General features: G+C 66.6%; 10 protein-coding genes. 8 read left to right on the top strand and 2 right to left on the bottom strand.

The genetic code is table 11. The features are described from left to right. Nucleotide 1 precedes the first annotated feature (1 nt). The 7 genes from ACPFL9_RS19420 to ACPFL9_RS19390 all read left to right on the top strand — a co-directional run bounded on the left by ACPFL9_RS19420 (nt 2) and on the right by ACPFL9_RS19390 (nt 11,193). A complete protein-coding gene (locus ACPFL9_RS19420; RefSeq protein WP_426004633.1) occupies nt 2–1,672 on the top strand; it encodes an ABC transporter substrate-binding protein in 1,671 nt (556 codons plus the stop codon). Between the two features lie 103 nt (nt 1,673–1,775). Further along, nucleotides 1,776–2,753, top strand: coding sequence for an ABC transporter permease (locus ACPFL9_RS19415; RefSeq protein WP_426004632.1), 978 nt, complete (start codon nt 1,776–1,778; stop codon nt 2,751–2,753). 11 nt (nt 2,754–2,764) lie between these two features. Continuing rightward, complete coding sequence (locus ACPFL9_RS19410; protein WP_426004631.1) at nt 2,765–3,721, top strand: ABC transporter permease; 957 nt, start codon at nt 2,765–2,767, stop codon at nt 3,719–3,721. Beyond that, nucleotides 3,718–4,680: an ABC transporter ATP-binding protein gene (locus ACPFL9_RS19405; RefSeq protein ID WP_426004630.1), complete on the top strand. Its 963-nt coding sequence runs from the start codon at nt 3,718–3,720 to the stop codon at nt 4,678–4,680. Before ACPFL9_RS19410 ends, ACPFL9_RS19405 begins: the two co-directional genes overlap by 4 nt. Continuing rightward, nucleotides 4,677–5,807, top strand: coding sequence for an ATP-binding cassette domain-containing protein (locus ACPFL9_RS19400; RefSeq protein ID WP_426004629.1), 1,131 nt, complete (start codon nt 4,677–4,679; stop codon nt 5,805–5,807). The genes ACPFL9_RS19405 and ACPFL9_RS19400 overlap by 4 nt, the downstream gene beginning before the upstream one ends. After that, complete coding sequence (locus ACPFL9_RS19395) at nt 5,804–7,426, top strand: glycoside hydrolase family 32 protein (RefSeq protein ID WP_426004627.1); 1,623 nt, start codon at nt 5,804–5,806, stop codon at nt 7,424–7,426. Before ACPFL9_RS19400 ends, ACPFL9_RS19395 begins: the two co-directional genes overlap by 4 nt. A 104-nt stretch (nt 7,427–7,530) precedes the next feature. After that, nucleotides 7,531–11,193, top strand: a complete 3,663-nt coding sequence (locus ACPFL9_RS19390) for a GH32 C-terminal domain-containing protein (protein ID WP_426004626.1) — start codon at nt 7,531–7,533, stop codon at nt 11,191–11,193. A 27-nt stretch (nt 11,194–11,220) separates the two neighbouring features. On the opposite strand, the gene ACPFL9_RS19385 is transcribed toward ACPFL9_RS19390, so the two are convergent. Next, the gene (locus tag ACPFL9_RS19385; protein ID WP_426004625.1) at nt 11,221–11,499 is read right to left on the bottom strand and encodes an HPr family phosphocarrier protein; all 279 of its coding nucleotides are present in this window, start codon (nt 11,497–11,499) and stop codon (nt 11,221–11,223) included. Nucleotides 11,500–11,544: 45 nt separating this feature from the next. Continuing rightward, nucleotides 11,545–13,245 (bottom strand): phosphoenolpyruvate--protein phosphotransferase, encoded by a 1,701-nt coding sequence (gene ptsP / locus ACPFL9_RS19380; protein WP_426004624.1) that lies wholly within the window; start codon nt 13,243–13,245, stop codon nt 11,545–11,547. 130 nt (nt 13,246–13,375) lie between these two features. Between ptsP and ACPFL9_RS19375 the strand changes: the two genes are divergently transcribed. Continuing rightward, nucleotides 13,376–14,098, top strand: coding sequence for a TetR/AcrR family transcriptional regulator (locus tag ACPFL9_RS19375; protein ID WP_426004623.1), 723 nt, complete (start codon nt 13,376–13,378; stop codon nt 14,096–14,098). Nucleotides 14,099–14,124: the final 26 nt, after the last annotated feature.

The raw sequence follows: 14,124 nt of genomic DNA, 5'->3' as shown, positions 1-14,124 counted from the left end.
CATGACACAACCCCGATTCCTCAGGGCTGCCCGGATCACGGCGGCCGGCCTGGCGGTGGGCGCCATGCTGCTGACCGGCTGCGCCGCCACGGGCGGAAACAAGAACAACGACGCCGGAGCGAACGCGAGCGCGCTCCTCACCATTCCGCGCGAGGACATGGGCACGTTCGTCCAGAACTTCAACCCGTTCGCTCCCACGGTGAACCCGATGGTCCAGCAGTCCATCTACGAATCCCTGCTGATCTTCAACCCGGCCAAGGGCGACACAGTGCCGTGGCTGGCAACGGAGTGGAAGGCGGCCGAGGACGGCAAGTCCATCACCTTCACCCTGCGCGATGGTGTGAAGTGGTCGGACGGCCAGCCGCTGACAGGCGATGACGTGGCCTACACCTTTGAACTCCAGAAGAAGCTCAAGGGCGGTTTCGAATACCTGGACACCGTGACGGCAGAAGGCAACAAGGTCACTTTCGCCTTCAACAAGCCGTGGTCTCCGGCCTTGTACGACGTCGGCCAGCTCACCATCCTGCCCAAGCACATCTGGTCAGCCCTGGCGGACCCGGAAAAGGACCCGAACGCCAAGCCTGTGGGCACCGGACCCTACACGGAGGTGGACAGCTTCCAGGCCCAGTCCTTCGTTCTGAAGAAGAACCCCAACTACTGGCAGCCGGAAAAGCAAAAGATCGCCGGCATCAAGATGCTCGCCTTCGCGGGCAACGACGGCGCCAACCTCGCCGCTGCGAACGGCGACGTGGACTGGGCCCCGCAGTACATCCCGAACATCGAAAAGACGTTCGTTTCCAAGGACAAGGAACACCGTCAGTACTGGTTCCCTCCCACGGGCGCCATGATCAACTGGCAGCTCAACACCACCAAGGCGCCGTTCAACGACGTTGATGTCCGCAAGGCGCTCAGCATGGCCGTGGACCGCGACCAGGTGACCAAGATCGGCATGAGCGGTTACGCCAAGCCGGCAGACTGCACGGGCCTCTCCGGCAACTACGAGACCTGGAAAAACAGCAAGGTCAAGGACAACTGCACCTGGACCAACCACGATGTCCAGAAAGCCAACGAACTCCTGGACAAAGCCGGCTACTCGAAGGGCGCGGACGGCAAGCGCACGCTGAAGGACGGCACGCCGTTCGAGTTCAAGATCTCCGTGGGCGCTTCCTCCTCCGACTGGCTGTCCGTGGCCAACGTGATCGCTCAAAACCTCGCTGAAATCGGCGTGACCGCCAAGGTCGATTCCCCGGACTGGGCTGCCGTGGTGGCCGGGTACGAGACCGGCGACTTCGATTCCGGCATCGTGTGGTCCGCGAACGATCCCAGCCCGTACAAGTACTTCAACACCTCCATGGGTTCGGCGACCGTGAAGCCGGTGGGCACCAAGACCTTCGACAACTACCACCGCTTCGGCGACCCCAAGGCTGATGCCCTGCTGGCCGAGTTCGCTGCAGAGTCCGATGAGCCCAGGCAGAAGGACATCGCCAACAAGCTCCAGGAAGAGTACAACGACGTGGCACCCCTGGTGCCGCTCTTCTCCGGCCCCGAGTGGGGCGCGTTCAACGACACCCGCTTCACCGGCTGGCCCACCCAGGACAACCCGTACGCCACCCTGTCCGTCCGGGCTCCCACCACGGTGCTCGTCCTGACCACGCTGGAACCGCGCAAGTAGCGTAGCCGGCTATCCACCGCACGCCCGGCGGCCTCGTCGCCGAAGGACAGCCCGCCGGGCGTGCCCCCAAACGTCTCCGCAATTCCCGAATTGGAGGGAAACCGTGCGCTTCATCCTGCGCCGACTGGGTTTCTACCTGATCGCCTTCTGGGCATCCATCACCTTGAATTTCCTGCTCCCGCGCTTCATGCCCGGCGACCCCGTGTCCCGCATGTTTGCCCGCTCCCAGGACAGAATGCAGCCCGAACAGATCGAGGCCCTGCGCAAACTGCTGGGCGTTGACGACCGCCCCATCTGGGAGCAGTACGTCGACTACCTGCACAACGTCTTCACCGGCCGGATGGGCGTCTCCATTTCCCGGTTCCCCACCCCGGTGACGGAGGTCATCTCCTCCCAGATCGGCTGGACCCTCCTGCTGGGCGGGACCGCGCTGGTGATTGCCGCCGTCGTGGGCAACCTGCTGGGGATCGTGGCAGCCTGGCGGCGCGGCGGGGCGATCGACTCCGCACTCCCGCCGGTGCTGGTGTTCATCGGTTCCTTTCCGTACTTCTGGCTGGCCATGGGGGCGCTGTACCTGTTCGGCGTGGTGCTGGGCTGGTTCCCGATCCGCCACGCGTTCTCCGACGGTTTGGAGCCCGGGTTTACGTGGGAGTTCATCGGCGACGTCGGTGCGCACCTGGTGCTGCCCGCGTTGACGATCGTGCTGGTCTCGATCGGCGGCTGGATGTTGGGGATGCGCAACACCATGATCGCCACGAACTCCGAGGACTACATCCTGATGGCCGAGGCCAAGGGGCTTCGCCCGGGACGCATCATGCTCCGCTACGCCGCCCGCAACGCCATGCTGCCGTCGGTGACGAGCTTTGGGATGGGCCTGGGGTTTGTGGTGGGAGGTGCGCTCCTCACCGAGGTGGTGTTCGCCTACCCCGGCGTCGGCTACCAGCTCCTCAACGCCGTGCAGGGCCTGGACTATCCGCTCATGCAAGGGCTGTTCCTGACCATCACCGCCGCCGTGCTGCTGGCCAACTTCCTGGTGGACATCCTCTACGTCCGCCTCGACCCCCGCGTGCGCAGCAACTAGGAGGACACATCATGGCAACCGCAATCCTGCAGCAGCCCACCAAGGCCGCTGCCAAACCCAAAACCAACCGCAGTTTCCTCCGCGGGCTGCTCGGCAACAAGAAGGCCTTGTCCGGCATGGCCGTGATGGTCGTGTTCATTGTGCTGGCGCTCCTTGCCCCCGTCCTGTTCCCGGGCGATCCTTCCCGGATCACCGCGATGGCTTCCATGGAGCCCGACGCCGAACACCTGCTGGGCACCACCGCCAAAGGACAGGACGTGCTGGCCCTGACCATCCACGGAGCCCGCAGCTCCCTGCTGGTGGGACTGACGGTCGGCTTCGCTTCCACCTTCATCGGGATACTCGTAGGGCTGGCCTCGGCGTACTTCGGCAAGTTCATCGACGATGCCCTGTCGCTGGTAACCAACGTCTTCCTCCTGCTCCCCGGCCTGCCGCTGCTGGTCATCCTGGCAGCATTCCTCCCACCGGGGCTTGGCACCGTGATCCTGGTGCTGATCGTCACCGGGTGGGCCGGCTCCGCCCGGGTGTTGCGCTCGCAGGCCCTGTCCATCCGCTCCAAGGACTTCGTGGCAGCCGCCGTGGTCTCCGGGGAACGGGCAGGCCGCATCATGTTCCGCGAAATCCTGCCGAACATGGCATCGATCGTCATGGGCACGCTCCTGGCCTGCGTCATCTACGGAATCGGTGCCCAGGCGGGCCTGGAGTTCCTGGGCCTGGGCGATGTCAGCACGGTCTCCTGGGGCAACAACCTGTTCTGGGCCGGCAACGAGGGCGCACTGCTCACAGGAAGCTGGTGGGTCTTCGTGCCATCCGGGGTGTGCATCGCGCTCGTCGCTTTCGCCCTGGCCCTCATCAACTACGCCGTGGACGAGATCACCAACCCCCGTCTCCGCAAGATCCGGAAGCCAACCGCCGTGGCCACGACCCGCGGAGCCCACGCCACCGCAGAAAGGAGCGCGGCACTGTGACTGTTTCACAGGTTTCCTTCGGCTCCCACGAGCCCGTCCTCGAGGTCAGGAACCTCACTGTCCAGTACGTCGGCGACACCCGCTCCACCACCGCCGTGGACCGCGTCTCCTTCAGTATCGGCACGGGCGAGGTGTTCGGTCTGGCGGGTGAGTCCGGGTGTGGAAAGTCAACCATCGCCAACTCGATCATGCGCCTGCTCAAGGACCCGGCAAAGATCGCAGGCGGCAGCATCTCCTTCGGCGGGAAGGATGTCCTGGCCATGGGCCCGGAGGAACTGCGGAGGTTCCGGTGGCAGGACGTCGCCATGGTCTTCCAGTCCGCCATGAACTCCCTCAACCCGGTCCTGACCATCGGTGAACAGATCGTGGACATCTTCACCACCCATGCCGGCTACTCGCGCAAGGAGTCGCTGCGACGGGCCGGCGAACTGCTGGAACTGGTCCGGATCGACCGCTCCCGCCTCAAGTCCTACCCGCACCAGCTCTCCGGCGGCATGCGCCAACGGGCCGTGATCGCCATGGCCGTGGCCCTCAAGCCCTCCCTGCTGATTCTCGACGAACCCACCACCGCCCTGGATGTGGTGGTGCAGCAGGAGATCATGGCCCAAATTAAGGACCTGCAGCGCGAACTGGGCTTCTCCGTCCTCTTTATCACCCACGACATGTCCCTCATGGTGGAACTGTCCCACCGCATGGCCGTGATGTACGGCGGGCGCATCGTGGAAACCGCCAAAGCGCAGGACGTCTACAGGGACCCCCGCCACCCCTACACGCAGGCCCTCATGGGAGCGTTCCCGCCCCTCACCGGTCCCCGGCTTCCGTTGGCGGGATTGCCCGACGGCGTGAAGTTCCGGAACATCCCCGACCTCGCCGAAGCAGCACCCGGCCATTTCGTGGCCCCCTTCAATGCCGACGTCACCACTTCCGATCCGCTCTCCCTGGAAGGAGCTGTCCGATGAGCCACGCGGCCGTCCAGGCAAGCACACCCACGGCACCTGCCGGCCAGGCGCCAGCCCTTGAAGTCCGCGGACTGGGCAAGTCGTTCCCTGTCGGTGGCCTGTTCTCCCGCCAGTCCGTCCGTGCGCTCCACGGAGTGGACCTGTCAATCGGCCGCAGCGAGATCGTTGCCCTGGTGGGGGAGTCCGGTTCCGGCAAAAGCACCCTGGCCCGGTGCGTGGCACGGCTGGAGAAGCCGAGCGAAGGCGCCATCCTGGTGGACGGCGTGGATGTCCTCAAGCGCGACCGTTTCCAGGCCTCACGGGCGTTCCGATCCCAGCTGCAAATGGTGTTCCAGGATCCCTTCGGCTCCCTGAACCCGGCCCACAGGATCGAACATTTCCTGCGGCGCTCGCTGGCCATCCACGGCAAGGGCGGTACCGGCACAGGCGGTACCGGCACAGGAATCCAGGAGCGGCTGGAGGAGCTCATGACCACCGTGGGCCTGCAGGCGGACATGCTGAACTCCTACCCGCACGAGCTCTCCGGCGGGCAGCGGCAGCGCGTGGCCATTGCCCGCGCGCTGGCGGTGGAGCCCGCGGTGATCCTTGCCGATGAGCCCACCTCCATGCTGGATGTTTCCGTCCGGATCGGCGTGCTGAACCTGATGCGGAAGCTGCGGGACGAGCAAGGCATCTCCATGCTGTACATCACCCACGACCTCGCCTCCGCCCGATACCTGGCCGACCGCACGGCCGTGATGTTCGCCGGGGAACTGGTGGAGGAAGGGGAGTCCCTGGACCTGCTGGCCAACCCTGCCCATCCGTACACGCAGCTCCTGGTGTCAGCGGTTCCGGACCCGTCGCGCGCCGGGTCCTACGACCCCGTCCGCCGCGCCGAACTGCGGCAGGCCGTCATGGCCTCCATGCACTGCCCGTACGACGGCGACCCGGACCAGCCGTGCTCGGCCCACCAACCGGTCCGCCACCGGATCGGCGACCCTGCCGGCAGGCACTGGGTCCGCTGCCACCTCTACCGGCCCAGCTCAGGCGCGGGCGGTCACGCGCTCGCCAGTGAACCGGCAACCGGGCAGCCCGCTGGACCCGGCCACCCGGCGTCGAACCTTAACGAAAAGAAGGCTTCCGCATGACTGAACTGACCCACCCGCTCGCCACGGTTCCCCGCGACGAGCTGGTTGCCCGTGCCGAAGCCGACCCGTTGCGGCCGCGTTTCCATTTCGTTGCACCGGCCGGCTGGCTCAACGACCCCAACGGCGTCTGCCAGTGGGACGGCACCTACCACCTCTTCTACCAGTACAACCCCGAGGGCGCCTTCCACCACCGCATCCAGTGGGGCCACGCCACCAGCACCGACCTGGTCACCTGGACCGACCAGCCGGTGGCGCTGGAACCGTCGGCGGGTCCGGATGCGGACGGCTGCTGGTCCGGCGTGTTGGTGAACGACGGCGGCACGCCCACGATCGTCTACTCCGGCCGCCTCGGCGAGCGCGAACTGCCGTGCGTCGCCGTGGGGTCGCCCGATCTGGCCACGTGGACCAAGATTCCGCAGAACCCCGTCATCGCCGCCCCGCCAGCCGGCGTGGACATCACCGCCTACCGGGACCACTGCGTGTGGCGCGAGGGCACCGTGTGGCGGCAGCTGGTGGGTTCGGGCATCCGCGGGCGGGGCGGGACGGCGTTCCTCTACGAGTCCGCAGACCTCCGGACCTGGGACTACGTGGGTCCGCTGGTGATCGGGGATGCCTCGCAGGGCGACCCTGCCGGCAACCACTGGACCGGCACCATGTGGGAATGCGTGGACCTGTTCCGTGCCGGGACTGGTTCCCTGGGGTCGGTGCCGGAGGATGGCTCACCCGATGTGCTGGTCTTCTCGGCATGGAACGACGGCGACACCCGCCACCCGCTGTACTGGACCGGCAGGTACGCGGGGGACTCGTTCGAACCCGCTGCCCTGCACCGCCTGGACTACGGTGGCCGGTTCTTCTATGCGCCCCAGTCTTTCCTGGACGAATCCGGGCGCCGGATCATGTTCGGCTGGATGCAGGAAGGGCGGTCCGACGCAGCCATGGTGGAGGCCGGCTGGTCCGGTGTGATGAGCCTGCCGCGCGTGGTGTCGCTGGCGGACGACGGCACCCTCAAGTTTGCCCCGGTGCCTGGGATCACCGCGCTGCGCCAGGAGCAGGTGAGCCTGCCGGGCCGGGTGCTGGTGGGCGCCGGGACGTCCGTGGATACCGGAGTCCGCGGCAGGCAGCTTGACCTGGAACTTGAGGTGCAGCTGTCGCCGGGGGCGGTGTTCCGGTTGGCCGTGCTCACGTCCGATGACGGTGCCGAGACCACGGTGGTGGAGCTGTCGCGGCCTGTGGATCCAACGCAGCCGGACGGCGTCCTGCGCCTGGACCGCACCCGGAGCAGCCTCGCCCCGGCTGCTGGGGCGGCGGCCCCGGCACTGGATGAGGTGGATGTGGAGGAGAAGTCCGGACCCGTTCCCTTGGTCGACGGGCACGTGCGCCTGCGCGTCCTGGTGGACCGGTCCGCCGTCGAGATCTTCGCCAACGGCAAGCCGCTCACGGCCCGGGTGTATCCCACGCTCGGCGGCGGGAACGTCACCGTGTCAGCGGCGGCCGGAACCGTGCGCCTGCTCAGCTTCGACGCCTGGACGATGGCCGATATCTGGACCGCCCCCACAGCCCAAGCCGCCCAACCCCAAGCCGCCCAACCCCAAGGAGGTACCCGCACCCTCTTCCCGTAGCACCAACGCTCTATCACCTAATCGACGTTTTCCCCGGACCCTCTCTCACTAAAACGCAGGTTCCGGGGAACGCTCTCTCACTTCGAGATCAAAGGCGATCTGTTATGCACAAGAGAATAGTTGCGGGCCTCACAGCAGCGGTCCTCGGTGTCGGCTTCGCGGGGACGGGAGTCACTGCCCCGGCAGTGGCGCTCAACCCCGCGCCCGTCACCCTCAACAGCACCACCAGTCCCATCCCCGACGTCGCCGGCACCAGCGGCACGTGGACCCGGACAGCGCAGGGCGGGTACACCGCCGTCGCGCCTTCCGGGCAGAACGCGGCGGCAACCAGCGAGCAGGTGATTGCCGGCACCGCCCGCTACACAGCCTCCGTGAAGGTCGACGGCGGCAGCCCTTACGGTGTGGGGGCGCTGGTTTTCCGGGCGACTCCCGACGCCGGCGCAGGCTACGCGGCCACGATCGACCCCAACCTGGACCGGGTGAGGTTGTTCGATCTCGCGAACGGCCAGGACATTGTGGCACCCGTACCACTGCCGCTGAACACCGGGCAGTCCTACAGCGTGGATGTCCACGTGGACGGGCCGCGGATCTATGTTGCAGTGGACGGAGTCTCCCGCATTGACGCCACGGACCACCGCTATGAATCCGGCCGGGTGGGACTCCACGCGTTCAACGGGACTGTGGCCTTCGGGACACCGGGCGTCCGGACCATCGATGCGAATGTCCACGGGTGGGGCCTCACCGGGGGCGGATGGTCGGCCACGGCTACCGGCTTCCGCGGCGCCGCTCCGGCGAACACCAACATCCGCGCCATCGCCACCGGCCAGTCGCCCACGGACGTGGACTTTGCCACGGACATCCAGGTGACGTCCCAGTACGGCGTGGGCACGGTGTTGTTCCGGACCAACGCGTCGGGTACCAACGGGTATGCGGCAGAGGTCGATCCCAACGCAGGAAGGCTGCGCCTCTACCGGGTTTCCGACAACGCCACGCTGGGAACCTACACAACGGCCATCGCCCTGGACAAGGTTTACCGGCTCCGGGTCACAGCCCTGGGCAGCAACTTGGCAGTCCACTGGCAGACCGACTTCCTGGACCCCAACGGTGCCACCCCCTCGATCACGGCCACGGATTCCACGCACGCTTCCGGGCACGTGGGCGTCGGCTCCTACAACGGGACTGCGGTCTTCCAGAGCATGACATTGCGCGGGCTCGAGACCTCCTTGCAGGGGTGGCGTACTCCTGCCGGTTCGTGGGAGCCGGATGCGGCAGGGCTTCGCGCCTCTGCGGCGAGCGGCACCGCGGTGCGGTTTATCCCGGCGGTAGCGTCCGACGTCGTTGCCTCCTTGGACCTGACCGTCACCTCGCCCTCGACCGCCTCAGTGGTGGTCCGCAGCGGTGCCGACGGTGCGGGCGGGCTGGAACTCAGGGTGGACCCGGCGACGGGAACCGCCAAACTGTACAACCGGGCCAGTTCCGCGCTGCTGCTCTCCGGCGCCCTGCCGGGCCACAGCTTCAAAGCGGGGCAGCTCAACCGCGTCCACTTGACGGCCCGCGGTACGGAAGCCTCGGTACTCATCAATGGCACCCCCGTACTGAATGGCCAGGTTCCAGCCGCTGCAGGCACGGGCTTTGCGTTGCTGGCCACCGGCACGGCCTGGTTCCAGAGCGTCCGCGCGGACAACGTGGACCAGTACATGAACGGCCTCTACCAACCCGGCTACCACTACACCCAGAACTCCGGAAACAGCTCCGACCCCAACGGCCTGGTCTACCTGGACGGTGAGTACCATCTCTTCCACCAGGACCGTGGACGCTGGGCCCACGCGGTGAGCTCCGATCTCCTGCACTGGAAGCAACTGCCCATCGCGTTGCCGCACATGGCGGCGGGGGAGTCGTGGTCAGGGTCGGCCGTGGTGGACGCTTCGAACGCGAGCGGGCTGTTTCCGGGTGGGTCCGGACTTATCGCCTACTACACGAGCTTCAACCATGATGCTCCCAACGGAAACCAGTCGGTCCGTGCGGCGTACAGCACGGACAAGGGCCGCAGTTGGCAGACCGTCCAGGCCGCACCCGTGGTGGAAAACCCGGGCGGCCCCAATGGCGGCTGGGACTTCCGGGACCCCAAGGTCGCCTGGGACGCGACCTCCGGCAGGTGGGTCATGGTGGTGGCCGGCGGAGACCACATCCGCTTCTATTCCTCCACAGACCTGCTCCACTGGACGTTCAAGAGCACCTTCGGCTACGGCGACTGGGTGCGGGGCGGGGTCTGGGAGTGCCCGGACTTCTTCGAACTCCCTGTGGAGGGACAGCCCGGCGTGAAGAGGTGGGTCCTGTGGTGGAGTACAGGGGCAGTACGCGCCACCAACGGTTCAGCCGCGCAGTATGTCACCGGAAGCTGGAACGGTACGTCCTTCACCCCGGACACCCCTGCCTCGACCGTGCTGCAAGCCGACCATGGCCGGGACTACTACGCCGCCATGAGCTTCTTCGGTGCCCCTGACAACCGGCGGATCATGATCGGCTGGATGTCCAACTGGGACTACGCCTTCAGCCCGCCCACGGGCCGGTGGAACGGGCAACTGTCCGTGCCGCGCGAGGTCAAACTGGTGGACGTACCCGGTGCCGGGCTTCGGCTGACGCAGGCTCCCGTGGTGGAGGAACAGTCGCTGCGCAGTTCCACCTGGCAGGTTTCGGATGTCCCGGTAACGCCGGCCTCGGCGAACCCGTTGGCCGGAGCCTCCGGGCGTTCGTTCGAGCTGGAGGCCGAGGTCGGAATCCCATCGTCCGGCGGCGCTTCCTCCTTCGCCTTCGGGCTCCGCAAGGGGAACGGCTCCACCGGTGCGCAGGAGACCAGCGTGAAGTACGACGCCGGAGCTGCCGCCCTGACCGTGGACCGCGGAACCTCCGGGCGGGAGGACTTCACCCGGTACTTCGCCGGCTCGGCGCAGGACAATTCCACGGCGCCATGGGCTTCCACCACGGTGGGGTCTGAACGGCGGATCAAGCTGCGGGTCCTGGTGGATGCTTCCTCGGTGGAGGTCTTCGGAGGTAACGGCACGGCAGCCATCACATCGCTGATCTTCCCGGACCCGTCCTCCACAGGGCTGTCCTTCTCGGCCACCGGAGGGAATGCCCGGCTGGTGTCCGTCAAAGTACACCAGCTCAGCGACACTGCCCGCCTGACCAGTGCGCCGCCGTCGGGCATCCTGCCTCCCGCCACCGGATCAGCCCGCCACAACCTGGGCGCGTATGCGGTGGTGCCCGGCGGGACATGGGAAGCCACGGGCGCAGGGTTGGCCGGAACGTTCGACAAGGACTCCACAGCCCTGAGCCAATCCACCTATGCCAACGTGCGCGTCCAGGCCACAGTGCGGTTCGGCGGCGAGGCCTTCGCCGGTGAACTCCTGAACCGCGACCTGGCTCCGGAGAAAGGCTACGGCGGTGCGGGTTCCATGCTGCTTCGGTCCTCTGCGGACGGATCCAGTGCCTACTACGTGAACCTGGACCCCAACCTCCGCGTAGTGCGGGTGTTCAAGCTGGTCAACGGCGTGTTCACGGTCCTCGCGAGCGTGCCTTCCGCCGTGGGCCATGGGGTGGGCTACTCCGTGGATGCCGCTGTCACCGGCAGCAGGATCACGGTGTCGGTGGACGGTGCGCAACTGATCGACGTCACGGACACGGCCCTGTCCTCGGGCAGGGTGGGCGTGAACGTCTTTGACGGCCGGGCCGCCTACCAGGACGTGCTGGTGACGGCCTTGCCGTAGCCCGCGAAACGGACCTGGGCAGTACAGCTAGACGGCGTCCAGGTCCGTTTCCAGCAGCTTCACCAACGCATCCAGCGCAGCGTCGGCACCCTCACCCTCTGCCCGCAGCACCACGACGTCGCCCTTGGCAGCCCCGAGCGTCATCAGGGACAGGATGCTGGCGGCGTCCATGGCTTCGTCAGCGGGTTCGCCCTGCATGGCGATCGTGACATCCACGGGCTGCTCGCCTGCTGCCTCCGCGAAGAGGGCGGCAGGACGGGCATGGAGGCCGGAGCTGCTGGCGATGGTTGCTGTGCGTTCGGGCATGGGTTTCTCCTTGCGGTTGGTCGTGGCTGAACTGGTCGTGCGGGACTAGAGGCCGAGCTCTTCGAGCACGGGGAGCTTGGCGCGGACCCACTCGCGGGCCTCGGTGGCGCTGGGCGCTGAGAGGGCCAGCCGCGCCAGTTCCTGTGCCTGTTCCAGGGTGACCGTCTTCAGGACGGTTCCGACGGCGGCCAGCGAGCGGGCGGTCATGGACAGGGTGGAGACACCCAGTCCGGCGAGGACGACGGCGAGGGCCGGGTCCGCGGCAGCCTCACCGCAGACGCCGATCGGCTTGCTGTCCCCTTCGCGGCCGGACGCTTCCAGCGCCGAGCCTTCCACGGTGAGCTGGACCAGCCGGAGGACCGCCGGCTGCCACGGAGTGTTCAATTCCGCGAGCGGGCCGAGCTGCCGGTCCGCAGCCATGGCGTACTGGGTGAGGTCGTTGGTGCCCAGCGATGCGAATCCCACTTCCCGGAGCACGGACGCCGCAGTCAACGCTGCCGAGGGCACTTCCACCATGACGCCGGGGGTCTTGAGGCCGGCCGCGGCACACAGGGACGCGAACCGCCCTGCTTCGGCTGCCGTGGAAATCATCGGTGCCATGACCCAGACATCGGCTTCGGATTCCGAGGCAGCCTGGGCGATCGCGGAGAGTTGCCGTTCCAACACGCCCGGCGTGGTGAAGTCGGTGCGGTAGCCGCGGACACCCAGCGCAGGGTTGGGCTCGGTGGCATCCGTGAGGAAGGGCAGCGGCTTGTCGGCGCCGGCGTCCAGCGTGCGGAGGACCACTTTCTTGCCGGGGAAGGCATCGAACACGGCCTTGTAGGCCGTGGCTTGCTCATCCACGGAGGGCTCGGTGTCACGTTCCAGGAAGCAGAATTCCGTGCGGAACAGGCCAACACCCTGTGCGCCCAGGCCTGCAGCGGCCACGGCGTCCTTGGCACCTCCGACGTTGGCCAGCAGCGGCACCAGGTGGCCGTCCGCCGTCGTGCCGTTTCCGTCGAAGGAGGCAAGCGTGGCGGAGGTTTCGGCCCAGGCGGCGGCGGAAGCGCGCTGTTCCCCCGAAGGAGAGGCTGCGACAAAGCCGGCGGCGCCGTCCACATAGATTTCGGTGCCGTCGGCGATCCCGTCCACACCGTGCGCCGCCACCACGGCAGGGAGCCCCAGGGAGCGGGCGATGATGGCGGTGTGGGACTGCGGGCCGCCGCCGGAGGTAACCAGCGCCTGGACGACGTCGGGATTCAGTGTTGCGGTGTCGGCGGGAGCGAGGTCTTCAGCCACGAGGATGAACGGCGTTGTGGAGGCGGGGATGCCGGGAGCAGGGACGCCGCGGAGTTCGGCCACAATGCGGGCACGGACATCCAGGACATCGGTGGCGCGCTCGGCCATGTAGCCGCCGAGGTTGTGCAGCATTTCGGAGACGGATGCACCGGCTTCCCAGATGGCGCGCTCGGCCGAGGTCCCGCCGTTGATGAGCTTGGTGGCCGACTTCAGCAGCATGGTGTCCTTGGCCATGAGTGCGGTGGCTTCGAGGACCGCCTTGCCATCACCGGAGGCGGATTCGGCGCGGTTCTTCAGTTCGTCATGGACGGATTGCGCTGCTGCCTTCAAGCGCGCGACGGCGTCTTCCGGACTTGCGTCCGCTGCGAGCCGTTCGCCTGACGGTGGTTCGCTGACTGGCTTGGGCATCTGGCGGACCGACCCGATGATGCGGCCCGGGCTTACCCCTACTCCCTGGAAATTCTGCACTGAATCCTCTGTTCCTGCTGGTTGGTCAAGACCCCCCGGCGTCGGCACCGAGAGCCTGCGAAACTTAGCTTACAAAATTCCCTTGTGAGCTACTTCATATAGCAATGCTATAGGTGCTAGGGTAGCGGTTATGAGTTTCGATGACCAGCTTCCGCCCAAAATTCGGTTGCTTCGCGCAGCTGCCGAATTGCTGGCGGTTTCTGAAGGGTCAGCGGTCTCAACGCGCCAGATCACCAAGCTTGCCGGGGTCACGGCGCCAACGCTTTACCACCACTTCGGCGACAAAGAGGGCCTGTTCGACGCCGTTGTTTCGGCCGGTTTCGAAGAGTATGTGGCCGGAGAGCGCGATTTTGCACCGTCCGGGGAGCCCCTGGAGGATGTCCGGCGGATGTGGGACAACCACGTCCAGTTCGGCCTCACCCAGCCCCACCTGTACTTGGTGATGTTCGGCAACATCCGTCCGGAAAGCCGCCCGTCCATCGTGGCCGACGCGGAAGCCCTCCTGGAGGAAATGCTGAACAAGGCCGCCATCGCCGGTCAGCTCAACGTGCCGCCCCGCGAAGCTGCACGCAGCATCCTCGCGGCCAACGTGGGCGTCACGCTCATGCTGATCGCAGAACCGGTGGAAGAGAGGAACCTGGAGCTTTCCACCATGACCCGGGATTCCATGATTTTTGCCGTCTCCACGGACACCGCCCGTGGCGCCGCAGCGGAGGATTCCGGCAAATCCTCCGTGGTTGTTGCGGCAATCGCCCTGAATGCGGCACTGCAGGCCTCGCATTCGGACCAACTGTCCAGCTCTGAACTGAAGCTCTTCCTGGAATGGCTTCACCGCATTTCCAGCAGCTCCTAAGGCTGCTCTCTCGATCTATATCGACT

This window comes from Paenarthrobacter sp. NyZ202, from assembly GCF_049860755.1.
In the GTDB taxonomy this organism is placed as follows: Bacteria; Actinomycetota; Actinomycetes; order Actinomycetales; family Micrococcaceae; genus Arthrobacter.
This window is presented reverse-complemented; position numbering and strand designations above follow the sequence as displayed.